Annotated in this window: 14 protein-coding genes and 1 pseudogene; 9 read left to right on the forward strand and 6 right to left on the reverse strand. The window is 40.2% G+C overall.

The genetic code is table 11. The features are described from left to right. Window positions 1-9 precede the first annotated feature (9 nt). From CXF95_RS02155 to CXF95_RS02175, 5 genes are all read left to right on the forward strand, one after another. Window positions 10-2,271, forward strand: coding sequence for a multiheme c-type cytochrome (locus tag CXF95_RS02155; protein WP_232787601.1), 2,262 nt, complete (start codon window positions 10-12; stop codon window positions 2,269-2,271). Next, the gene (locus tag CXF95_RS02160) at window positions 2,261-3,430 is read left to right on the forward strand and encodes an iron-containing alcohol dehydrogenase (RefSeq protein WP_101197186.1); all 1,170 of its coding nucleotides are present in this window, start codon (window positions 2,261-2,263) and stop codon (window positions 3,428-3,430) included. Before CXF95_RS02155 ends, CXF95_RS02160 begins: the two co-directional genes overlap by 11 nt. A 119-nt stretch (window positions 3,431-3,549) precedes the next feature. Further along, a complete protein-coding gene (locus tag CXF95_RS02165) occupies window positions 3,550-5,121 on the forward strand; it encodes a sodium/sugar symporter (protein WP_101197187.1) in 1,572 nt (523 codons plus the stop codon). Window positions 5,122-5,260: 139 nt separating this feature from the next. Next, a complete protein-coding gene (locus CXF95_RS02170; protein ID WP_101197188.1) occupies window positions 5,261-8,422 on the forward strand; it encodes a glycoside hydrolase family 2 TIM barrel-domain containing protein in 3,162 nt (1,053 codons plus the stop codon). A 6-nt stretch (window positions 8,423-8,428) separates the two neighbouring features. Further along, complete coding sequence (locus CXF95_RS02175; protein WP_101197189.1) at window positions 8,429-9,136, forward strand: phytanoyl-CoA dioxygenase family protein; 708 nt, start codon at window positions 8,429-8,431, stop codon at window positions 9,134-9,136. 51 nt (window positions 9,137-9,187) lie between these two features. Here CXF95_RS02175 and CXF95_RS02180 read toward each other — a convergent pair whose 3' ends face one another. Together CXF95_RS02180 and ffh are read right to left on the reverse strand one after the other, a co-directional pair. Further along, on the reverse strand, window positions 9,188-11,455 hold the full coding sequence (locus CXF95_RS02180; protein ID WP_101197190.1) for an EAL domain-containing protein: 2,268 nt from the start codon (window positions 11,453-11,455) through the stop codon (window positions 9,188-9,190). A 99-nt stretch (window positions 11,456-11,554) separates the two neighbouring features. Beyond that, window positions 11,555-12,940, reverse strand: coding sequence for a signal recognition particle protein (gene ffh / locus CXF95_RS02185; protein WP_101197191.1), 1,386 nt, complete (start codon window positions 12,938-12,940; stop codon window positions 11,555-11,557). A gap of 496 nt (window positions 12,941-13,436) precedes the next feature. On the opposite strand from ffh, the gene CXF95_RS02190 reads away from it, so the two are divergent. Further along, window positions 13,437-14,234, forward strand: coding sequence for an inner membrane protein YpjD (locus CXF95_RS02190; RefSeq protein ID WP_101197192.1), 798 nt, complete (start codon window positions 13,437-13,439; stop codon window positions 14,232-14,234). Between the two features lie 57 nt (window positions 14,235-14,291). Further along, entirely contained in the window at window positions 14,292-15,593 is a 1,302-nt protein-coding gene (locus CXF95_RS02195; RefSeq protein WP_101197193.1) for an HlyC/CorC family transporter, read from the forward strand. Between the two features lie 242 nt (window positions 15,594-15,835). Here the strand turns inward: CXF95_RS02195 and sixA are convergent, their stop codons facing one another. Then, complete coding sequence (gene sixA, locus CXF95_RS02205) at window positions 15,836-16,312, reverse strand: phosphohistidine phosphatase SixA (RefSeq protein WP_101197195.1); 477 nt, start codon at window positions 16,310-16,312, stop codon at window positions 15,836-15,838. Between the two features lie 133 nt (window positions 16,313-16,445). Here sixA and CXF95_RS02210 point away from each other — a divergent pair, with 133 nt between their 5' ends. Both CXF95_RS02210 and CXF95_RS02215 read left to right on the forward strand, forming a co-directional pair. After that, complete coding sequence (locus CXF95_RS02210; RefSeq protein ID WP_101197196.1) at window positions 16,446-19,199, forward strand: insulinase family protein; 2,754 nt, start codon at window positions 16,446-16,448, stop codon at window positions 19,197-19,199. A gap of 244 nt (window positions 19,200-19,443) precedes the next feature. Next, on the forward strand, window positions 19,444-23,895 hold the full coding sequence (locus CXF95_RS02215) for an EAL domain-containing protein (protein WP_369809267.1): 4,452 nt from the start codon (window positions 19,444-19,446) through the stop codon (window positions 23,893-23,895). Window positions 23,896-23,961: 66 nt separating this feature from the next. Here the strand turns inward: CXF95_RS02215 and CXF95_RS02220 are convergent. The 3 genes and pseudogenes from CXF95_RS02220 to CXF95_RS02230 all read right to left on the reverse strand — a co-directional run. Continuing rightward, window positions 23,962-24,256 (reverse strand): annotated as a pseudogene (locus tag CXF95_RS02220) (IS1595 family transposase); the annotation flags it as partial. Between the two features lie 11 nt (window positions 24,257-24,267). Continuing rightward, window positions 24,268-25,113: an IS630 family transposase gene (locus CXF95_RS02225; RefSeq protein ID WP_198556490.1), complete on the reverse strand. Its 846-nt coding sequence runs from the start codon at window positions 25,111-25,113 to the stop codon at window positions 24,268-24,270. A 37-nt stretch (window positions 25,114-25,150) separates the two neighbouring features. Continuing rightward, window positions 25,151-26,404, reverse strand: coding sequence for a DDE-type integrase/transposase/recombinase (locus tag CXF95_RS02230; protein WP_101196919.1), 1,254 nt, complete (start codon window positions 26,402-26,404; stop codon window positions 25,151-25,153). Between the last annotated feature and the right edge of the window lie 39 nt (window positions 26,405-26,443).

Raw genomic sequence — 26,443 nt, forward strand, 5'->3', positions numbered from 1 at the left:
GCCTAGCTAATGAAAAGTCGTTTATTTGTGTTGTTAGCTTTCCTAATTATAGGGTGTTGGAGCAGCGCAATAGCATCATCCAATCAATATATTGGCTCAGATAGTTGTCAAAGCTGTCATCAAACTGAACACCAGCAATGGCAGACTTCAGATCATCACAAAGCTATGCAAGCACCCAACACCAAAACAGTCTTGGGTGACTTTTCTAATAAAACCGTTGAATTCCACAATATCAAAAGCCGGTTTTTTACTAAAGATAATCAATACTTTATTGAAACACTGAATAAACAAGGACAAGTACAAACCTTCCCCGTTATCCACACGTTCGGTTTTGATCCCCTACAACAATATATTTTGGACACAGGCAACGGGCATATGCAGGCATTTAATATTTCATGGGATACTCGACCAGAAACCAAAGGAGGACAACGTTGGTTTCATCTGCAACCCAACGAGCCTATTACCAGCGAACATCCTTTTTTTTGGCAACGTCACTTTCAAAACTGGAATAGCCGTTGTGCGGAGTGTCACACCACAGGTTATGAAAAAAATTATCAGGTAGAAACAAACAGTTATGCCACGCAATTTGCTGAAGCGACAGTAGGTTGTGAGAGTTGCCATGGTCCGGCTGCATTGCATTACACTCAGGCTAGAAGTGATAAATTTGATAACAACAAAGGGTTTACACAGTCACTTGCAAAACCACCAGTGTGGGGTTTTGCCCCAAAAGATCCCATCGCTAATTTAGTCAGTGATGGAAATAACCAATATATGCAACAATGCGCCGACTGCCATTCACGGCGCTTTCCTATTGCTGATAAAACCCAGAATGTCAGCAAACGTCCAGCTGACTATCACGATGTGAATACACTGAGACTAATGTCATCTGATTTGTATTTTGATGATGGCCAAATCAAAGATGAAGTATTTGTGATGGGCTCATTTTTACAAAGTAAAATGGCTAAAGCAGGTGTAACCTGCTCCAACTGCCACAATCCCCATACGGGTAGGTTAAAGTTTTCAGGCAACCAAACTTGTACTCAGTGTCATAGTGCTGCTAGTTACGACTTGCCAGAGCACCATCAGCATAAAGTGGATACCTCAGGTGCACAATGTGTTAATTGTCACATGCCAGCACGCACCTACATGCAAGTAGATGACAGGCGTGACCATAGTTTTGTGATACCCAATGCTGAAGTATCTGCTGCTATCGACTCACCCAATGCCTGTCTAAACTGCCATCAAACAGAAGGTTTAGCATGGGTAACAACGCAGCTTGCAAGGTGGCGTAGTAGCAAAGCAAAGTCTAGCCTGCTACATGCACCAACTGACCATTGGTCAAACATACATTTATTACCTGACGCCGAACAGCTGTCCTTTGCCAAACAAAAATGGCAAGAAACCTCCCCAATAGTTGCTGCAAAATTACTAGAGATCATCAATCGCCAACCTAGCCAAGCTTCAGTCTCATTGGCCATTGAGCAACTTAACTCAGAACAGCCTTTAATAAGGCGCGCTGCAATCGACGTGTTACGCAATTTGCCCCCTAATCAGGGTTACCAGTATTTATATCCTATGTTAAAAGATCCGCTGAAATCAGTGCGTTTTCATGCCACGTCATTACTAGCCTCTTGGTTATCACAAATGCCCGATACCTTGTTACCAGAGTTAGCCTTTGCCTTAAACGAATACAAAACCTCCTTATTACTCACTGCAGACTTTCCTACCTCGCAACTCAGTCTTGCTCAGTTAGCCTTAGCAACGGGCGACGCCAGCTCTGCCCAAAAACATTTTGAACAGGCGCTAATTATCGCTCCTAACTTACCTGTGGCCATGTTGTCGTTTGCCGATTTTTGGCGACAAACCAATAACCAAACAAAAGAACTCGCACTATTAGAAAAAGCCAGGGTTTTACATCCTGATTTTGCCGACGTATTACATCAATATGGTTTGTATTGGGTACGTAACAAAGAATATTACAAAGCCGCAGAATGGTTGGTCAAAGCCACTGAACTGGCAGACTCTCAGCCATATTATGCCTATGTCGCGGCGACTGCTTTAGACTCCATCAAACGAACAAGCCAAGCAATTGACTTGTTATCAGCTGCCAATCAACGTTGGCCCCAACAAACAGACTTACTGTATTCCCTTGCAATTTATGCTGATAAAACAAAAGATAAGGCAGCAATTAAAATCTCATTAGCCAAATTACAAGTGTTAATACCCAATAATCCTCAAGTTCAACAATGGTTGCAAAAATATGGTCAATAGCATCGTTCTTCCCAAAATCATGCAAATAGGCGCAGACGCTCTGAACTTGTTGCCCGATACGCTAGTCAGTTTAGGCTGTTGTTTTCCTTGTATTATTACCGATAAGACCATGGTTGAACTTGGATACATGGCCAAAGTCGAGGCACTATTAAGGCAACAAAACATACAGTTTGGCTTATTTGCCGAAACGATGCCCGAACCCAATGACACTTCGATACTCGCAGCTGTCGAGATGGTCCAAACAAACCACTATGATTGCCTCATTGCTTTGGGCGGAGGCAGTGCTATTGATAGTGCCAAAGCGATTGCCTTATTGGCATCTCATGGTGGCAAGATGCGTGACTACAAAGTCCCCTATCAAGTAAACGAAATCAGTTTACCTGTAGTGGCTATTCCCACTACGGCTGGCACAGGATCTGAAGCCACTAGAGTCACAGTTATTTCTGATTCGGCCACTGATGAAAAAATGTTATGTATGGGTTCGGGTTTAATTCCTGCTGCCGCTATTATCGACTATCAATTGACTTTGAGTTTGCCCAGCAGAATTGCCGCGGATACAGGGATTGACGCACTCACCCATGCAATTGAAGCCTATGTGAGCCGTAAAGCTAATCTGTTTAGCGATCAACAAGCTATTGCTGCGATGAAACTGATTGCGCCCAATCTGATTAAGGTGTGTCAGGAACCTGATAATCTTGCAGCTAAAGAGGCCATGATGTTAGGCGCGACGTTAGCGGGCATTGCTTTTTCGAATGCATCAGTCGGCTTAGTTCACGGCATGAGCCGACCTATAGGCGTACATTTTCACGTACCTCATGGCATGAGTAATGCGATGTTATTACCCACTATTACTGAATACTCTTTGCCCGGAGCCCCCCTTAAATATGCCGAATGTGCTATGCATATGGGGCTGATTAATAACATTGAAGATGAAGCTTTGGCTCATCAAAGTCTGATCAATGAGCTTAAACAGATAAACCAAATATTGGCAGTGCCCACGCTGGCTCAGTTTGGCGTTGAAAAAGCCCAATATGACAGTTTACTGACCAATATGGCTGAGCAAGCCCTAGCCTCAGGCTCACCCAGTAACAATCCTAAAACCCCTGCTTTGAACGATATCATCGAGCTTTATAGAAAAGTATGGGTTAACTCACCATAGTCGAGACGGTTTGACTTTTTCTTCACAAAACAACCTCTAATGCTATTTACTGTAATCTGTCCCTAAAACGGATAGGCTGATAACATTATATTAACAATAATAATAATTTTGGACTTTCGATGAATTTAGCAAATCTCGACATCGCGATTTTTGTGGTTTACGTAATAGGGCTTTTGGCCCTTGCCTTATATATCTCTAGAGCAGAAAAGAATCATGAAAGAGATACCAAGGATTACTTTTTAGCCAGTAAATCCCTGCCATGGTGGGCCATAGGCGCATCACTTATTGCTGCAAATATATCAGCTGAGCAAATCATTGGAATGTCAGGCTCAGGTTACATATTAGGGTTAGGTATTGCGTCATACGAATGGATGGCGGCGATTACGTTGATCATAGTGGGGAAATACTTTTTGCCAATTTTCCTCAAAAATGAAATTTATACGATGCCCCAGTATTTGCAGCAACGCTTTGATGGCAGAGTTAAAACCATCATGGCGGTGTTCTGGTTAGCAGTGTATGTATTTGTTAATTTGACCGCGGTGTTATGGTTAGGGGGTTTAGCCATTACCACTATTACCGGGGTTGACTTAGCTTACGGCATGATTTTTCTTGGGTTGTTTTCTATTGCTTATTCATCATACGGCGGCTTAAAAGCCGTTGCCTACACCGATATAATCCAAGTGGTGTTGTTAGTTTTTGGTGGCCTAGTCCTGACGTATATTAGTTTAGATTTAGTCTCAGATGGCAAGGGTGTGTTAGCAGGGTTCTCAATATTGACAGAACAGGCCCCCGAAAAGTTTGACATGATATTTGCTGCTGATAGCCCGCACTATATTAGTCTACCGGGTTTGTCAGTGTTGATTGGTGGCATGTGGGTAATGAACATTTCTTACTGGGGTTTTAACCAATACATTATTCAGCGCGCACTAGCCGCGAAAGACTTAGCCGAAGCACAAAAAGGCATCGCTTTTGCAGCCTATTTGAAAATTTTAGTGCCATTCTTTGTGGTGGTTCCAGGTATAGCAGCGTCTGTACTGTTTACTGATTTAGACCGTGCGGACCAAGCCTATCCAAGTTTAATGAACCTGATGCCAGTGGGATTAAAAGGGTTAGTGTTTGCCGCATTGTTTGCCGCGATAGTCTCTTCATTAGCCTCTATGTGTAACAGCATATCGACTATCTTTACTATGGATATTTACTCCCATTTCAAAAAGGATAAAAGCCAAAGTCACTATGTGAAAGTAGGTCGTATTATGAGTATTTTAGCGCTCATTATTGCGATGATATGTGCCAAACCATTACTCGGACAATTTGAACAAGCGTTTCAGTACATACAAGAGTTCACTGGTTTCTTTACCCCTGGCATAGTGGTTATTTTCTTACTGGGCATGTTTTGGAAAACCATGAATTCAGTGGGTGCTATTACTGCAGCGGTAGGCTCAGCAGCGTTATCTATCTTGTTTAAAATCACCTTACCCGCTTTACCCTTTATGGACAGAGTGGGCATAGTATTTTTAGCCTGCATAGCACTGGCAGTATTAGCCTCTTTTGCAACCCGTAAAAACTATGTAGCTGGAGGCACAGGCGTCGTTTCGCTCGATAAAGTGAATTTTGATACAACCGGCTCGTTTAATATCCTTGGTATAGGAATAGTCGTTATCTTAACGGCGCTATATGCCACTTGGTGGTAAACGTAATCAAACATTAACGTTAAAAAATCTAAGCTTGCCAGTGTTTTACCCATGCATATAATTTGGTAGAACACTGCGCTTTGTCCCCTTTCATTCACTTAACGTCCTAGTCATAAATGGGTAATAAATAGGTAATAAAATGAAAACGTATTTTAGTGTTTGGTTGGCTTTCACAACGAGCATGTTTACTCTAGCCGTACCAGCACAATCCTTAGATTGGCAAAACCCTGAAGTGTTTAGAATAAACAAGGAGCCCGCTCGGAGCTTTTTTTATAGTTATGACAATGCGCAAGCCGCTTTTTCAAAAACACCTTGGGATCAAGCCAACCATATACTGCTCAATGGCCAGTGGAAGTTTAATTGGGTGGACTCTGTTAAGAAAAAACCCAATGATTTTTACCAAACCAATTTTGACGATAGTCAATGGGGCAAAATTGCAGTACCCGCTAACTGGGAAGTGAACGGTTACGGCACGCCTTTTTATCATTCCCACCAATGTTTTAAAGCCAATGCAGTGCCACCCGAAATGCCCGCTCATTACAATCCTGTAGGCAGTTATCGAAAAACATTCACCTTTCCAGATAACTGGAAGGCAAAACAAGTATTTGTGCATTTTGGCGCAGTTAAGTCGGCCTTTTATTTGTGGGTAAATGGCCAAAAGGTGGGTTATTCACAAGACTCAAAAACCGCTGCTGAGTTTGATATCAGTACATACCTGCAAACAGGTGAAAACCAATTGGCTTTGCAGGTGTATCGTTATTCTGATGGCTCTTATTTTGAATGTCAGGATATGTGGCGAGTCAGTGGCATTGAGCGTGATGTATATTTGTTTGCTACTCCCAAAGTACATGTTAAAGATTTTCATGCCTACACCACTCTCACCCATAATTACAGTAAGGGTGAGTTACAGCTCAGTGCGCTAATTGACAATAACCAAGACCGAGCTGTGAGTGGATATCAGTTAAATGTTCAGCTATTTGATCACCAGCAAAAGGTGCTATTCGAACAAAAACTAGATATCAAAACACTTTCAGAAGATAAAAGTGGCGTTGTTAAATATACCACCAGCATCGATTCACCTCGTCTATGGAGCGCTGAAGAGCCAAATTTATATGACTTAAAACTCACCTTATTCGATCCCCTAGGCAAACCCATTGAGCATATCGGTCAACACATTGGCTTGCGCTCTACTGAGCTTAAAAATGGCAATATATTAATCAATGGTAAAGCTGTTTTGTTTAAAGGGGTCAATCGCCATGAGCATGATCCGGTAACCGCCCATGTGGTGACCCGCGAATTGATGCTCAAAGATGTGCAGTTGATGAAACAATTCAACATTAATGCAGTACGCATGGCCCACTATCCTAACGATCCCTATATGTATTATTTAGCTGATTTGTATGGCTTATATGTAATGGATGAGGCCAATACTGAGTCCCATGGAGTGGGTGCGGCCAATCAAGGCCCATACAACCCTGATACACACTTAGTCAACAAACCAGAGTGGGCGGCAGCCTATATTGACAGAGTGAGTAACATGTACCATGCCACAAAAAACAATCCGTCTGTGGTCATGCGTTCACTCGGTAATGAATCTGGTGATGGTCCAAATTTAGAAGCCACCTATGACTGGTTAAAACAACAAGAGCCAAATAGCCCTGTCATATCAGAGCAAGCACAAATGCGCCGTCACACCGATGCTTATGGTCAAATGTATGCGCCTATCGGTGATATTGAGCGATATGCTAAACGCAAATTCGATACCACCCGTCCGGTTATTTTAATTGAATACGAACATGCCATGGGCAACTCTCTTGGAAACTTTAAAGAATACTGGGACAGCTTTGAAAAGTATCCTTCTTTGCAGGGTGGTTTTATTTGGGATTGGGTAGATCAAACCTTTGCTATGAAAACCCTCGATGGAACACCTTATTGGGGTTATGGCGGTGATGTAGAACCTGATGCTACCGTTTCATCTTTGAGCTTTTCAGCAAACGGCTTAGTATTTGCTGATCGCACGCCCTACCCTTATTTATGGGAAGTTAAAAACGTTCAGCAAAATATTGGTTTTAGTAGCTATGATATTGAGTCCGGTGTCCTCACTGTCACTAACAAACATTATTTTGTTAGTTTGCAGGGGCACAGTTTAAACTGGCAGTTATTAGCTAATGGAAAAGAAGTGGCACAAGGACAAAGTCTGCCTTTGAGCGCTGCTGCTCAGCAAAATCAACAGATTACACTTGATTACGGTATCGACCGGAAACCAGGTGTAGAATATTTTTTGAATTTGCAGGTGACCAGTGACAAAAACAATGGCGTCATTCCCAAAGGACATATTATCGCTTGGTCTCAATTAGCCTTGCCTTCTATCGCAGTAGCTGCAGAAAAACAGCCTGAGATTAGACTATCCATCAATGACAAAAAACAGGCCTACCACTTTAATGGGCTGGATTTTAGTTTAAGTATTGATAAAAAAACTGGGTTAATTAGCTCAATGGAATATTTTGGCGACGAATTGTTAAAAGCGTCACCAAGACCCGATTTTTGGCGCGCGCCAACCGATAATGACTTACCTATTAAGGACTATGGCGACAAATTTGCCCCATGGCAAAACGCGGGAAAAGACACTAAGTTAGTGTCACTAAAACTAACAACAGAGTCTAAGTATCAGGCCAAGGTTGAAGTTGAACATTATATGAGTGCAATAGGTAGCCGCTACTTCACCACTTATCATGTGTTTGGCAATGGTGAAGTAAAAGTGGATGTATATTTCTATGCTGCACCACACAAAAAACAATCTGACATTCCGCGTTTGGGCACCTTATTTGAGTTACACAAGCAATACTCTCAAGTTAGCTGGTATGGGCGGGGTCCACACGAAAACTATATGGACAGAAATACATCTGCTCATATCGGTCAATATCAAAGTAACGTGGCAGACTTGTATGTTCCTTATGTACGGCCACAAGAAAATGGTTATCGTAGTGATGTGCGTTATGTGTCGTTCCATAATCAAGATGGCAAAGGTATAACGTTTAAAGGTGCTCCGCTGATTGGTTTTGGTGCTCAATATTATGATACGGCCGATTACCAGGCCACTGCCGCACGAGTAAAAGCTAAAAACCTTCACCCCCATGAACTGCCTAAAAAGCAAAGGATTTATGTCAATATAGATTATATGCAACGTGGTGTAGGTGGGACGAATACTTGGGGTGCCAAACCATTATCTGATTATATTATTCCCTATTTGGACTATCAGTATTCGTATTCGTTTGAGCCTTATACCCAGGCAACAAGGTAAATCATCATGAAAATGGCCGAATTGAGTCACACTTTCTGGCAACAGGGTTATGTTGTTATAGAAGACTTTTTTTCAGTTGAGTCAATGAACAGCCTACACAGTATATTACTCGGGCATTATGGTTTAAATCCTGAATATGAGCATGACGCGGCGTTCTTATCAAAATCAGCAACTGAGGTTATTCCTTGGTTTCCACAAAGGTCTGGTGAACAAGCATTTGACGAGATTGAGCAATGTAATCACATGGAAACGCTCACTGAGTCAATCTTAGGAAGAGGATGGAAAGCACTCTATTGCATGGCGATGTTTTCAAAAAAAGGCACTAAAGGCCAAGCATGGCACCAAGACTGCCCACCCGATGATCCTCAACAATTTAACCTTAACCGCCTTGTTTACACCATGGATATTGATGACCAAGTGGGTGGAGAAGTGTTAGTGATGCCTGGCAGTCATCGACTAGGTAAACTGCCAGCGAGTGAAGTAAACGAAAATTTTTCTGAACAAGTCATGTTGACCCCGAAAAAAGGCACTTTAGTCATAATACATGGACATACATGGCACCGCGTTTTGCCTATTAAAGGCGAATATCGTTTATCCACTAATTACCGAGCAGTACCACAAAATACCCCTGAGGATATCACCGATATTTGTGTGTATCGCAATATGCTATATCAATTTTCAACGTCTAAAGTACTAGAAGACAGATTAGTTTAAATTATTCAGCCACAATTTGGGGTTACCTAAAGATCGCTCTAATGCAGACAGCTAGACAGGTATTTGCTGTTGCAAAAAATCAATAAAATGTTGTTCTGGCAGTGGATGGCTAAAGTAAAAACCTTGTATTTCGTCACAGCCCATTGAAGCGAGGATTGCTTGCTGCTCAAGGCCTTCAACCCCCTCCGCTATCACTTTTAATTCTAAGTTACGTCCCAATTCGATGATAGTGCGCACAATCGACTGATCCGCTGTTTGATGTTGAATATCATGGATAAAAGATTGATCAATTTTGAGTTTATCGATATTAAATCTTCGAAGATAACTGAGGGAAGAATAACCGGTACCAAAATCATCGATGGCCAAGTTCACGCCCAATTTTTTGAGTTGAGCTAAGGTTTCTATAGCCTCATTTTCATTATATATAATAACCCCTTCAGTCACTTCTAATTCTAAATTTTTAGCCTCCAGCCCAGTAACTTTCAACACATTGGTCACTTTACTCAGGAAGTCTTTGCGGCCAAATTGAAGAGGTGAAATATTGACGGCTATGACTAAGTCACTCCAGCCTAAACTCACTAGGTTTTGCGCTTTTTGACATGCAGTATGCAAAATCCAATCGCCCAGTATGTCGATAAGTCCAGAACGCTCCGCCAAGGGGATAAACTCGCTAGGAGACATCCATTGTCCGTTTCTCTGCCAGCGAATAAGCGCCTCAGCACCAATTACTTTTTCACTAGAAAGTGACATTTGAGGCTGAAAATACAACTCAAACTGAGCCATCTGAATAGCAACACGCATATCTTCAATTAATTGTTGTTCATGGTACAATTTTTCGCCTAATTGAAGATTAAACAGCACCTGACTCCTATCCCCACTACTTGCCGATTTATCTAATGCCGCAAGTGAATTTTTGTGCAATTGTTTATAGTCATTGCCATGCTGTGGATAGTTGGCAAAGCCAAAATCAAGTTGCACTTGGTATTGGCAATGGAAAATCGTAGCGGCAATTTTTTGGTCTATTTGCTCAACCAAACTGTCTATCTTTTTGTTATTTAAATCAGTGGTACAGACCAAAGCAAAGCTTTTTTCGCCTACATAAAAAATGCGACAACCTGCCTTGTCTATACTTGACAGAATATTATCTAAAGAAGTGGCGACTTCATTAACAACAGTCGAAGCCACTGTTACCCCTTGCCCCGAAATTAACTGACTAAATGAACGAATTTCGATTAGTCCAAATGTGAATTTTTGCTCGGTTTTACACAACTGGGTAACTGTTTTTTCTAATTCATAATGGTTGAGTAGGCCCGTTTGCAGATGATGGCTTGCTCTATATTGTAATTCTAGTTCGAATTTTTTGCGCTCGGTAATATCAGTTAAATGCATATCCCATTGCCGCTGATCTTCTAACCAATGCAGATCACATTGAAAGTACAATTGTGCAATTTGATATTCAAATTGTTTAGAGTCTGCAATACCCTCATCTAGGATTTCTGTTTGATACACTTTAATGTCTTTGGCCAACAACAATTCAGCGTTGCCCATTCCCAAGTCTAATTTTTTGAGTAAGTTTTCAGTCGCTGGATTGCAATAAGTTACGGTATTTTGGCTATCAAGACTAATAACAGGGTTGGGATTGCGAGTTGAAAAAAGTGATAGACGTTGATTATTGGCCGCAGTAGACAAATAAGCTTTTATAGCCTTAGCCACTATATAAGCCAAAATCAGGGTCGCTAAGCCATATAACACAACAAAAAGTCGCACTAACTCAAGACCATTTGTAATAACGTGTTCTGATTCCTCCACTTTATTTTCTGTGAGGGTAATTAATTGTTGAATTTGAGGACTAGTTGCACGTCGTACATCGCTAATAATACGCAGTTGTTGACGCGCCAAAGCCCAATTAGTTTGAGAGGCAGTAATGTTTTGCACAAACTCATCGGCCAGTATGTTTAACTCGTTCAAGCTAGTCTTAGTGATTTGTAAAGGAGGAATATCACCAAATCTAACCATCAACTCATCAAAAACACGCTGAGCTTGTTGATTGGTTTCAGAATAACCACGTTCGAACTGCTGTTGCTGCTCAGTAGCATAAAATTCATACAAAAAGCGTTCTTTTTCTATTAAACTATTATTTAATTTACGCAACAAATCGTATGCAGGTATTTGTTGGGAAATAAGCTCGACCGCTTTTTTGGCGATAAAGTCGCCTTTGTAAAAGACCACGCCGCTGACTGCAATTCCTAAAACCAACACAATGGCAAAAATAAGGTTAATAAGCCTGTGGGAGAGCTGGTTGACAATATTAATCGACAATTCAAAAACCTATTTAGGTATCATTTATATGAGGGTGGTTGCTAAGACAACATTGCAACAAAACGATATGCAGATGTTGTCCACAACCCAGTTAAGTTTCTAACGTGGAGGAGGCATACCGCCCATTCCTCCTGGTCCACCCGGTGGCATCATGCCTTTCATACTGTGCATCATTTTTTTCATGCCGCCGCCCGACATTTTTTTCATCATTTTTTGCATCTGAGTAAATTGTTTTAGCAATCGATTCACATCTTGAATTTGGGTACCTGAACCTGCCGCTATGCGGCGTTTACGTCCGCCTTTTATCACATCAGGCCGTGTGCGTTCACCTGGCGTCATAGAATTGATGATAGATTCCATTTGTACAAAGGATTTATCGTTAGCTTTTTCTTTGATTTGCGCTGTCATATTGCCCATACCTGGCATTTTATCCATCATAGACATCATGCCGCCCATGTTACGCATTTGCTCGAGTTGTTCTTTAAAATCTTGTAAGTCGAAGCCTTTACCTTTTTGTACTTTTTTGGCTAGTTTCTGCGCTTTATCCTTATCAACTTTGCGTTCAACTTCTTCGATCAAGGTGAGCACATCACCCATACCCAAAATACGCGAGGCAATACGTTCTGGATGAAAGGCTTCCAGTGCATCCAGTTTTTCGCCCATACCAATGAACTTAATGGGTTTGCCTGTGATGTGCCTTACCGATAACGCAGCTCCACCTCTGGCATCACCATCAGCTTTGGTTAGGATCACACCGGTTAAAGGTAATGCGTCATTAAAGGCCTTGGCGGTATTGGCCGCATCTTGGCCAGTCATGGCGTCTACCACAAACAAGGTTTCAATGGGATTAATCGCTTTGTGTAATGCTTGGATTTCTCCCATCATTTCGCCATCAACATGTAAACGACCAGCGGTATCCACAAGTAATACATCGAAGAAATGTTTGCGGGCAAAATCTATTGCTGCATTAGCAATATCAATGGGTTTTTGATCCTCTGACGAAGGAAAAAAATCAACGTCGACCTCTGAGGCCAGTGTTTCTAGCTGTTTGATTGCTGCTGGACGATATACATCGACACTCACAACTAACACTTTTTTCTTTTCACGCTGTTTTAATAGCGCCGCTAACTTACCCACACTGGTGGTTTTACCTGCTCCTTGTAAACCAGCCATTAATACTACGGCTGGAGGCTGAGCAGCTAAATTAAGTGATTCGTTAACTTGCCCCATCACCGACTCTAATTCGGACTGGACAATTTTAATAAAGACTTGGCCAGGATTAAGACTTTTACTGACTTCGGTGCCTACCGCACGCTCTTTCACTTGGCCGATAAAATCTCTTACGACAGGCAAGGCAACATCAGCTTCAAGCAACGCCATACGCACTTCGCGTAAAGTATCTTTAATATTATCTTCGGTGAGTCGCCCTTTTCCGCTAATATTTTTAAGGGTTTTGCCTAAACGTTCGCTAAGATTTTCAAACATATACAGTGCTACCAACAATTTTCTATGGGGTTATTATACCCATGCCATCTCAAAATGCACGTTTCAGAACGATTGGGGCGCTTCAATTCAAGGCGTGTCAATGACTGACGCAACGAAGAAGTGGAGTGCCCCAGTCGTTCCCTTTAGGGCGAGTTTTAAAGCGATTTATCCTGCGTTGGCTATTTTTGACTTAGATTACTAAGCCTACAAATGTCCGCCTTGCCTGGGAGGCCCCGCCTAAACCGCTTTAAACTCTCGCTGAACCGGCACTTTGAGGTGGCATGGGTATATTAGAAGAAGCTAACAGATAAGAATGCTCAAGCCCATATCTAGTTAGAGATTTTACCAGTTAATGCTTAAAACTGAGTTGAGCTATGTAATGTGGTGAGTATTAGTGTTATTTTTATGTTCATTACGTTGTCAGTTTGTTTATGGAAAATTTAGTTAGCAAAATGTATATCTCAACTCTTCCCAATGTCGTTTCAAGAAATCTATCATGTTGATGGATGTCATTTGTTTTGTTTTTTATATTCTGGCGTCCGGCGTCATAGTTACAGGTATGTTTCAAGAAAGAGGCCCCAATAAACTCGCAGCCATTATAAGTGTTCTGGTGGCCATGGGGTTACACATCACTATTTTAAGAAGCGGCATCCTTATGGGATCTGGGATGGGACAGAACATGAGTATGCTAAATGTAGCCTCATTGGTGGGTTGGCTAATTAGCGTCACTATGCTGGTAGCTTCATTTAAATTACCCAACACTATTTTGTTACCTGTCGTTTATAGTTTTACTGGCCTGATCGTTCTGCTGAGTGGTTTGATACCCAGTGCCCATGTCATACAAATCAGTGTAAAACCTAATTTATTAATCCATATTAGTTTGGCTTTGTTTGCTTATGCATGTTTGGCTATTGCCTCTTTATATGCGGTGCAATTGTCATACATCAATTTTCGCCTAAAAGAAAAAAACGCGTCTCTTCTGCATTCATCTCTGCCTCCTTTAATGGCAGTAGAAAATATTTTATTTAAATTATTGTTAGTCGGCACTGTTTTACTGACCTTATCATTAGTCAGTGGTTTCATGTTTTTAGATAACATGTTTGCCAAAGAGCAAGCTCATAAAACCGTTTTATCTCTTTTAGCATGGGGGCTGTATAGCGTTGTATTGATGGGGCATTTGGTGTTCGGATGGCGTGGAAAACCGGTAATATGGTCGACTATTATTGGGGGAATATTACTCACCCTAGCCTATTTTGGCAGCCGCTTTGTTAGGGAAGTGATACTTAACGCTTGAATAGCATCTAAATAGCCCTTAAAGTGCGAGTTCATTTTTACCATAGGATTTCCATAGTTGGAAGACATTGCCACCAGTAGTTTATTCATAATTCTCGGTGTTTTGATTTTACTCTCTGCATACTTTTCAAGCTCAGAAACTGGCATGATGTCGATTAATCGATATCGGCTCAAACATCTTGAGAACCAAGGGCATAAAGGTGCCCTCAGAGTACAAAAACTGTTACAACGCCCAGATAGACTAATTGGATTAATTCTAATAGGTAACAATCTCGTGAATATTGCTGCCTCTTCTATCGCCACCATTATTTGTATGCGCTTGTTCGGACATTTAGGTCTTGGAGTAGCGACGGCCATCACCACACTTTCTTTAACGTTAGTCATTTTAATCTTTGCCGAAGTGACACCAAAAACACTCGCAGCTTTATACCCAGAAAGAATATCCTTTCCTAGCTCGTTTATTTTATTGCCGTTACTGACGTTGCTATACCCCTTTGTATATTTGGTTAATGGCATATGTAACAGTTTATTAGCACTTTTTCGAGTTCGAAATACAGGTGAAGATGGAAATAGTCTTAGCCGCGAAGAATTGCGGACTGTTGTGCATGAAGCAGGGGCAATGATCCCGAAAAAGCACCAAGATATGTTAATGGGTATACTAGACCTCGAAAACGTTACTGCTGAAGACATTATGGTGCCGCGCAGCGATATTGTGTCTATCGACATTAATGACGAATGGAAAGATATTCAAAAACAATTGGTTAACTCGCAGCACACTAGGGTTTTGTTGTATCGAGATAGCATAGATGATGCAGTTGGTTTTGTGCATGTCCGTGACGCACTGAGATTACTCTCAAAAGATCAGTTCACTAAAGCCACATTGCTCAGAGCGGTACGAGAAATCTATTTCACACCTGAGTCCACCCCATTACACACTTTGATGTACAAATTCCAGGAGGAAAAAGAACGTATTGGTTTAGTGGTGGATGAATACGGTGATATTCAAGGGTTAGTGACATTAGAAGATATATTGGAAGAAATCATCGGTGACTTTACCACCAGTTTTTTGCCTGATCACAGTAAAGAAGCTAATTTGCAACAAGACGGCAGCGTGTTAATAGATGGAAGTGCCAATATTCGAGAGCTCAATAAAGAATTGGATTGGAAATTTCCTACAGAAGGTCCTAAAACCTTGAACGGGTTAATATTAGAGTATTTGGAAGATATTCCAGAAGCCAATATCAGTGTACGTCTTGCCGGTTATCCCATCGAAGTATTGGAAATGAAAGACAATATGGTCAAAACGGTGCGTGTAATACCTGAGTTCTATCGAAGTGATGAAATGAAATATTCTGAATAAATCAGCTCTTGTTTTTATCTCGGTTGTTTTTGATTTTATTTTTTAAGTATTCGACTTTTTCGTTCAAATTTGACAGGCGATCATAGATATCCTGAAGCTCAGTATCGTGAGTCAGTTGCGATTCATTTACATGATATTCCAACGCCTGTTGTAAGACTGCTGGCAAACTTTTGCTGATCATATTCAACGTATCGGTAGATCAATCAGTTTTCTTAAGGTTAATTGATTCAATTTCTCAATATTTAAACCGGATGATAGATACTTTCTATCGTGCCCGCACCGGCAGCCAGATCATAATCAACAATCACCACACTAGAGGTATCAAATAACATCGACTTTTTATCAAAGAGCACTTCTTCCAAAAAGTAACTAACAAAGGGCATATGACTGACAACCAAAATAACATGTGGTTGTGATGCTGTTTCATACAAAACCTTAATAAAGTCATGAGCGACCTTAGGATCGCCTTCGGGTATCACGTCTTCACATATTTGCTTTTTTATCACTACAACGTGTTCGCTGAGCTGCTCATAGGTTTGCTGTGCACGCACATAACTGCTGACTAAGGCAATATCAATCGGTAGATCCGCCCCTAGGTAATCATATAACCATTTACCTGCTGTAATCGCTTGTTTTTCACCTAGGCTGGTTAAGCTTCGGGTATTGTCCTGTTCGCGAAACCTTTCAGCTTCTCCATGACGCATGATAATTAACTTCATAATTCTCGCGGAATTTATAATTGAAACATTAGAGTCTATTGTGCCTAATATAACAAAAAATATAATTAAAAAACTGCACCATTAAAAAATTAGTTTATGCTTGAAATGTCTTTCAACATAGGGAAAGAGAATTTTGCTTAAAAGTGCCTACGATAATCGTCAATTCAAGCATATTGAATTGGATAACGGCCTGCGAATTTTGTTAGTGCAAGACCCAAACTGTGTAAAAAGTGCCTGCTCTGTTACCTTTAACGTGGGTCATTTTAATGATGACAAAGATTGCCACGGTATTAGTCACTTATTGGAGCACATGCTTTTTTTGGGTAACGATGAGTTCACACAAGCCAACGGGTTTAATGATTTTATTGCCACCCACGGAGGTAGTATTAATGCGTTGACAGGCACAGAATACAGCAGCTATTTTTATGAAATTGCAGCTGAATATGAACAACAAGCCTTAACCCATTTATACGCAATGCTCAGTAAACCTTCTTTTTGCGAGACGCTTATCGAAAAAGAAATCAATGCGATAAACGCCGAGTTTTTATTAAAACAAAAAGACGATTTAAGACGTCTTTATCAAGTGCATAAAGAAACATGTAACCCTGCTCACCCTTTTAGTCAATTTTCGGTGGGTAATCATCAAACATTCGAGCCTTTTAGCCCATTTCAACTCAAACAAAAATTACAACGGTTGTTTGAGCGTTTTTACCAACCGCAAAATGCTTGTTTGTGTTTAGTTAGTCAGCAACAGTTGTCAGTAAGCGAAGAGTCTGTTCGTCATCAGTTTAGCAATTGGCCGTCAAATAATAAGTTACCTGACGAACCGCTGCCAGCACTTTACCTTGAACATAATCTAGGTGTGCAGATCAATATTTTGCCTTTGCAAAAAGCCCGCAGAATGATTTTAACCTTTGCGCTGCCTGAACAGCATTCTCATTACAGAAGCAAACCTTTAAATGTGCTAAGCCATATTTTAGGGGATGAAGGTGAAGGGGGGTTATTACATTTTTATAAAACAAAAAACTGGGCCACTAACCTAAGTGCCGGTGGTGGCATAGAAGGCAGTACTTTCAAAGACTTCAATGTGAACCTTCAGCTTACAGACGATGGTATTCAATATACTGACGAAGTGATTACTGCGCTCTTCTCATATATTCAATTAATCAAAGAAAACGGTATTGAAACCTGGAGGATCGAAGAAACCGCCAACCTCAATCAACTCATGTGGGATTTTCCTGATCAAGCAAAAGCTATCGACGAAGCATCACACTACAGTCAGTCAATGTTCGAATACCCGCCACAACACCTCATTGCAGGCGACTATATTCTGGATAAACCCGCAGTGGATATTGTGTTTCAGATGCTAGCGTTTTTCTGCCCCGAAAATATGCGCATAAAAACAATTAATCCCTTTGTCAAAACCACTCATAAAGCCAAGTGGTATAATACGCCTTATAGTGTTGAACCTATTGAAGCAAGCCGCATGGCGTCTTTTTTAAGTGGCAATTGGCAATCAAGTTTTGTGCTTCCAAAAGCCAATCAATTTTTACCCCCTTGTAAACCAGTCAAATCCATTGCCCCTGAATTTGTGATACCTAAACAAATTATCAGCGAGAATGGATTAGACATTTGGTATGGACAAGACGATAAATTTCAGCAACCCAAGGGAGATTGTTTCTTAACGTTTGATTGCCAAGCGGTAAATGAAGGTATTCATGTCACTACGGCTAAACGATTATGGGTAGCTTTGTTAAACGAAAAGCTCAACCAAAAATATTATCAAGCGAACCTCGCTGGCATGCATTTTCATTTGTATCCACATCAAGGTGGGTTTTCTCTGCAAACCAATGGTTTTAGCGCAAACCAGTTAGAATTCTGTACTAACCTTTTAACCCAAATAGTGGTCAATAAAGATTTTTCTAGTCGTTTTTCTCAAATAAAAGCCAAACAATATCAGGGTTTATGCAATGCACTATTAAATAAACCTATTAACCGACTTTTTTCAAAACTCTCCGTGCTTATGCAACAACAAAATCACGCCCCATCAGAGATGGCTCAGGTTATGCTAAACTTGACGCCTGATGATATAGGGGTAACGAAAGAAAAGTTACTCAGCCAATTTCATTTAGAAGGACTAATGTTTGGTGATTGGAACGCAGAAGAGGCATACAAAGTCAGTGCTGATATTAAAACATTTAGAATGAAGCATGGCACCAGTGCCAAAATCCACAGAGGGGTCGCAGATATTAGACACGGTAGAGTCATTTCCTACCCAGTAGAGTGCCAACATAAAGATCCCGCAGTGGTAATCTACTTTCAAGCCCCTGACGCGAGTCTCAAAAATGTGGCTCTGACCATTCTTGCAGAACAATTAATTGCCACCCCATTTTTTAATCAACTGCGCACCGAGCAACAACTCGGTTACTTAGTAGGTAGTGGCTACATACCCTACAATCAACATCCTGGTATAGGCTTTTACATTCAGTCACCCCATTATCCTGCAGAATACCTTATTAATGCAATCCATGTATTTCTACAGAAAATAGTTGAAAATATTAACCAATACAGTCCTGTATGGGATGCGCTCAAAAAAGGCGTGATGAAACAATTAATGGAGAAAGACACAAATCTAAGCATGAAAAGTCATAGGTTGTGGATGGCTATTGGCAATCAAGATAGAACATTTACATATAGCTCTCAAATGACGAAAACCATCTTAGATATTGATTTTTATGAGCTCAAAGCCTACCTGATTTCACTCGTATCACGACAAGGTTTTGGAGAAGCGATATTGTACAGCTCAGAGCAGCATGCCCCTATCTCATTCAAAACCGAAGTAATAACAGATATTCAAAATTTCAAATCCACCAGCCAATACCTTTGATATTTGTGCAAATTAGCTAAAAAAACAGCAAACAAGCACATTTCTCATTAAGACTCCCGTTTTAATAAGATTAATACTTGTAGCAGCCCTATAAATTAGGCATATTTAGACTCGAGAGATATGGATATGCCTACGATTAAATCTAAATATTATAAGGTAGACCACTACCACTGGGTGAGAATTACATATTTTCTATTTATTAACATTCCGCAGTTTTTTATTGTCTCTTCTACTGGGACTTTTTTTGGTCCCTTATTCCCACGCTGCAAACAATGTTTTTGTTAAGTATTCTAAATCTGATGGCTTAGTAAATAACACAGTAACCAACAGCCTAGAAGATACTCACGGATTTATGTGGTTTAGCACTTTTGAAGGTCTAAGCCGTTTTGATGGTTATGAGTTCAAAAACTATAGGCATTCTAGAAAAGATCCTAATTCCTTACCAGACAACTTCACTAAAAAACTACTTTTAGACTCTCAAGGCAAACTTTGGGTTGCTACTCAGAATGGACTGGCTAAATACAATCCATTAAAAGATAACTTTACGAATTATAACAAAGACAACAGTCAGTTGAACAGTAACGAGATTTTTACTATCGCCCTTAATAAAGATGGAAATTTGTTGGTTTCTACTGCTGCAAACCTTTACCTTTACGATAATTTGGCTAATTCATTTCTACCTTTTACAGTTAACGGTGAAAAACTACCCGTAGACATTAAGGTAATATTTAGCGAGCCAGATAAAACTTGGTTAGGCGGTATTGGCCAAGGCATTTTTATTCTTGATCATAGCACTAACACTCTGTTCAGTTTACAAGAAGCCAATCCTTGGGATCTCATAGTTGAAGCCAAAACGCTACTAGAATTGAAAGTTATTGATGATAATTATTGGTTAGGAACAGAAATCGGCGCCTACAAAATCAATAGACAATCGTTAAAAGTGCAGCTTTTAAACACACAAAGCGAACCATCTATACTTGGCGGTCGCGTTAACAGCATCGTCCAAAATCAGGATAAAAAAATATGGTTAGGAACGGAAACTGGCATCAGTATTTGGGACAGTGAGACCAAACATGTTTTTTCATTCAATGAAAAAAATAGTACAAACTTTGGATTAGAAAGTAGTTTCATTCATAGCTTATTTATAGATTCAAATAGCTCCATCTGGTTAGGCACATATTCTGGAGGTTTATATCGTTACAATGCCGATAGTTCACAGATAAAATTCTTCCAGAAACAAAGTAATAATCCAAACGGACTTTCAGGGGATATAGTTTGGGGCATAGACCAAGACTCTAATGGGAAAATATGGATTGCGACACAATCAAAAGGGTTAAACCGTTTTGACTCAGAAAACCAAATATTTAAAAGGTATCTAACTGATTTTAAACATAATATATGGGCAATTGAAGTCGACCAGTTTGACAATATATGGGTCGCCAGCTCAGGTGGTATATTTATTTATCGTGAAAAGAACGCAAACGAACTGAGTCTAGTCAAAACACTCTTACCTGGTACTAACGTAATGAAAATCAAATATTTTTCAGAACGCATCTGGTTACCCACCGAAAATAATACTATTAGCTGGATAGAGCCACAAAATTTTGCTGTGATCTCAGTTGAGTTACCAAATAAAAAAATCAATTATGTTGAAACATTATTCCTCGATAGTGCACAAAACCTATGGCTCGAAACTAATTTGGGCTTAATGCTCTACAACATCAATGACAAACAGTTGCAACGTTTAGCCCTTGGTTTTGATGACTCTATCCGATCTTTTAATTCAGTTGACGAGACAAATGATAGTTTTTGGTTATCTACTATCACCCATGGAATCATTCGGTTAAATAAAGATTCATACAAAGTGATAGATAGAGTACATAATGAAAATGGCCTCGCAAGTGACCAAGTCATTAAATCAATCATTTACAAAAATAGCTTATGGGTATCGCACACTAGTGGTGGCATTGATGAGATATCCTTAGAAACGGGCAAGGTTTTGCAAAATATTGCGCCTGAAAGACTCATGTTTACCGAGCTAAATGAAGACTCCGGCCTGCTTTCCGAAGCAGGTGATATATTATTTGGTGGCTCAGATGGAATATTAATGTTTGATCCCGATGAGTTGTCTTTTGAAGCTAATCAACAGAAAGCATCTAAAAACCAGCTACAAAATAATAAAGCGCCCACTATTACCCAATTACGCTTATTTAACTTGCCCATCTCGTTTCATTCGGATAATTCGCCACTTATTAAACCAATTAACTTGTCTAATAGTATTGATCTGCCCAATGAATCTTCATTGCTTAGCATTAAGTTTGCTCAAGTGAACCCTGTTAACCCTGAAGCTGTAAAATATCGCTATCGACTATTAGGTCTATCAGATAAATGGATAGAGACAGATGCGGAATCCTTAAGGCGTGCTGATTTTTCAAGTTTGGATTTTGGCAGTTATGCATTTGTTGTCCAGAGTAAAAATCCCTTAGACGATTGGTCTGAGCCAAAATCGCTGCAAATCAACATAGCTCCCCCCTTATGGCTAGAGCAAAACGCCTTAATTTTATATGGCATATTGAGTATTCTAATTTTGCTTTATTCATTCAAGCAAATCCGCTCTAGAAATGCGATACGTCGATCCATATTGGAGAATGAAGAACGATTAAAGTTAACCCTTTGGAGCAGTGGCGACGAACTCTGGGATTGGGATATTTACCAAGGGCAAGTATTTCGTTCTAACACTTGGGGTACCTTAGACTTCCCCCAAGATGATATTAGAGTCAACAGCTCTTACGAAGCCAATATCCACCCTAACGATATTCAACGAGTGCAACAGTCTTTAAATGAACATCTCAGCGAAAAAACGGAACATTACGAAACCACTTATCGCGCTAAAACATACAAAGGTGACTGGCTGTGGGTGCTTGACCGAGGCAAGGTAGTAGCCAGAGACAATAATCATCAACCACAAAGGATGACGGGCACATTAAAAAACATAAGCCATTCAAAGGAAGCTGAGGAGCAGCTGAAATTATTTAAGCGTTCTATCGAAACTATTTCTGATGGTGTATTTATTACCGACACCTCTTTTAAATTTATCTCAGTGAACAATTCCTATTGTAAATACACGGGCGAAACCCGTGAGCAAGCCCTAGCCAGTTATTTAACCTTTCACCAATATCCCGGAGCCTTCACCGAAGAAGTCAAAAAATCCTTGCAGCAAAAAGGTAATTGGTTTGGCGAAGTAGAATCCCGCCGTGGGGCAGGAGAAAAATATGAGATGGATTTAAACATTGATGCCATCACTGATGAGGATGGCAAAATCAGCCATTATGTGGGGGTCTTCTCAGATATCACTTCCCGTAAAGTCACAGAAAAAGAGCTGCTCAAATTATCGAATACCGATCCCTTAACGGATTTACCTAACCGCTCCTTCTTTCAAGCGAGTCATAGCAATATTGTGCGCAGGGATACACAACATGCATTGATATGTTTGGATATGGATAATTTTAAGAAAATCAACGACTCTTTAGGCCACCAAACAGGTGATGTGTTGATTAAACAAATTGCTAAGCGGCTACAAAAAATAGCCGGAACTAAAGCCACCTGTTACCGATTAGGTGGTGATGAGTTCAGTATATTGATTGATAATTCCACTGATATCCACCACATCACTCACTTTGCACAAACCATATTAGATAATATGGCAAGACCTTTTATTATGAACAAACAAGAGTTTGTATTGGGTGCTAGTTTAGGCATTGCCTTCTATCCGGAAGACGGCAGAAATCCTCAAGAACTGCTAAAAAATGCCGACACAGCCATGTATTTTGCTAAAAATGCTGGGGGCAATAAGTATCAATTCTTCAGCGGTGAAATGAACCAAAATGCAGTGCGTCAATTACAAATAGAAAATCTTATAAGGCATGGCTTAAAAGAAGATTTATTTACGGTTTTTTATCAACCTAAAGTCGACATTGCTAGCGGCAAGTTAGTCAGCATGGAAGCCCTAGTACGTTACGAGCACCCTGAAAAAGGTTTAGTTAGCCCTGCGCAATTTATTCCCTTGGCCGAACAAACCGGACAAATCATTGAAATTGGTGAAGTTGTTCTTAGAAAAGCTTGTGAAGACACAAAACGCTGGGTTGAAGCGGGTCTGTTTACTGGCCGTGTTGCCGTCAATATCGCGGCCAGACAGTTTGAGATCCCAGATTTAGATGAACGTATTATGAGTATTCTACAAAAATCGGGCTTGTCTGCCTTACATTTAGAATGTGAAATAACAGAAGGCACCTTGATGCAAAGTCCTGAAAATGCCCTAAGAATGATGCAGCGCTTACGTGAGCGTGGCATACACTTAGCATTAGATGACTTTGGCACAGGCTACTCATCCCTTGCATATTTAAAACGATTCCCTATCAACACATTAAAAATTGATAAAGCCTTTATAGACGATATTGCCACTAGCGCCGAAGACCGACATATGGCACAAGCCATTATTGCCATTGCCCATAACCTTGGCTTAAAAGTGGTTGCCGAAGGAGTGGAATATGAGAATCAACTGGCAATTTTACGACGTTATAAATGCGAAATGTTCCAGGGCTACCTCTACAGTAAACCATTAAACGCAGTCAAATTTGAGCGTTTACTCAAAGAAAATCATGAACTGCAAAAAGTTATCCAAAATTCCAGTATCTAGACTCACTTTGACTCACCTCACACTATTAAAAAAATTTTTTTTCTAAATAAATGGCTCTGTTCCATATCAATGTTGGTGTTGATAAGCAGCAGCCAATATTTGCTGTTTATCTAGCTTATCCCTCGTTTCTTTAAACCAAGCAATATAATGCGCTAAATACTTAGTCGCCCCCTCGATTTTTTCTTTCTGTCCAATCTTTTAAGTGAGCTATGGCACCATTTACAGTCTGAATATGATAAACCTTATCAATGACTCTCCTTTGGTTACTAATGAGTCGTTTATGCGCGCATTGGGTGACCTTCACTATTTCCTCATAGGCGTGAGCGCCATCACTACATAAAACAGAGACTTCGGTTATATACCTGAACATCTTCAAAATGCAGGTTTGAATTGTTGAAAGTTGTCATTAATGGTACTGCCAAGTGAATCAGCAATGACAGGCAAGGTAGTCGTAAAAAATTGATTTATTCGCCGTCGAAATTCTTTGGTCGTTGCAAAGTACTGACTATTTCTGGCATATTTATTCATGACCTTCCAGAGTCGTTCTATCGGATTTAAATTGGGACTATAAGGCGGTAAATAGTGTAAGGTGATATCCAGATTTTTTGCTGCCTCTGTCACCAACCTCGAACGATGATACCCTGCTCCATCAAGTACCATATGGATAGTCCCACTTGTTTGATAAACGTTTCGTGTCCTGGTAAGAAAATCAACAATCGACTCACCGTTAACGGTCTTATCATATTGCTCTATCACCGCTTTCTCTAAATGCCCCAGTCTGATTGCGCCGACAATATTGAGTTGCGTGCGGCTGCCGGTCGTCTCTATCGGTTTATCAACGCCTTTTTTTATCCATCCTGATGTTATTTTGGTGGCCTGAGTAGGATGCACTGCATCCATGAATAACAAGGGCTCATTCTCGCTGATGTTGTCTTTTAACTGTTCATAATACTCAATAAACGCTGCTTGTTTATCCACGTCAAACTTATGGGGAACACCTTTAGGCTGCTTGTAGCTGAACTGATGCTGATGCAACCATTTGTTCAATCCTGATACCGTATACTCCACCTCAAAAGTCTTTTTTATGTAGGCAACAATTTGGTGGGTGTGTAAATACGTCACCTCACAAAGATGGGTAATCAGGCACTTCGTTTGTTCGGTATCCAGATACCCACTTGAGCCACCGCTTGTAGAAGTCAGTTTCCCAAGGGTGAGTATATTCCAATTAACAAATGAGTCTTAAGTAAGTAAATTTTTAGGCTCGTTTATTCTGTTCAAAGATCTGGTTAAATAATTCATTACGTTCTTTTTGAAGTAATTCAGCACAAGCATTATCTGTCATTTCCATAGCTTGCTCATCTAGTATTTCAAAATGAAAGTCTGCTTTCAAATATGTTTTGGCATTGGGTAAAGATTTTAGTTTTTCATAGGGCGTCATCATACTTTTGTAAGGGTAAGTTTTACGTTGTTTCCCTTTATCATCAGTGGTGACTTCAGGAAAGAAACAAGGTCTATGATAATTGATATACGGGTAAAGATATTTTAAATTAAACGTATTGATTAACGGTGCCCATTTCTGTGGAATATGTGTGTAACCAAACTGTTTTCTTACAATTGATGCATTTTTACTTTCTGCTAAGGCATTATCGTTTGAGTGTCTTGAGCGTGATTTAGTGAGCTCTATTTCAAGTTTGGTGAGTAATTTACACACGTGTTTGTTGATGTATTCAGAGCCATTATCTGAATGAAACCCTTTGATAATAAAAGGAAATGCGGCCATCATTTGCGTTAGTACTGGAATGAGGTAACGCTCACTAATACGTTCAACTGAGCAAACAACCTCAAACTGTGTCACCTCATCAACTGCATTAATATGATACACGCCTTTTTGTTTATCTAGGTCTCCTTGGTGCACGGTATCAATACGAATATAGCCAGGCTCGCCGTTGGGTTGAGGTTTACGCCGTTCGCCAATAGGCACTTGTCTTGATTGTGTTTTTGTGAAGTGTCTGCGTTGTTTTTGGTAGCCTTGAGAGTGCCTCAAGTTATATAAATGTGAAACAGAGATAGTGGCAAGCATTTGGTATTCTGATTGCTCAAACGTATTGTAGGCACGCTCCAACAGCTTTTTAGTGGCATGACCACAGATATCATCATGCCTTGCGTCCATTTCAGCCAGTAGCTTAATATCCTTTGTACTGTAAATGGTTGAAAAGCCGTTAGTTCGGCAAGGTTGCCAGTTAATTCTGCCGACGTCCTTGTATTGTTTTATCAATCGAGTGAGTTGCTGCCGCGAGTAGCCTGTCACCTTTTTAAGGTATTGATTGACGATCCCTTTGTCGGTTTTTTTTAACGTGATATAGCGAAATTTTATCAATGTTTTTTGAATGAATTGATATCGCTGATTTTTATCACCTAAAACGGTAAAGGCGACGGCTTGGTTACCTTGAATAAAGCGTTCAAGCTCTTCAATAGTGGTGAGGTTTTCTATATTCATGATCGCTTGCATCTTATGATCATGAACAGAATTTAAGTCTTTAGACGCATT

This window comes from Paraglaciecola sp. MB-3u-78, from assembly GCF_002835935.1.
Classification (GTDB): domain Bacteria; phylum Pseudomonadota; class Gammaproteobacteria; order Enterobacterales; family Alteromonadaceae; genus Paraglaciecola.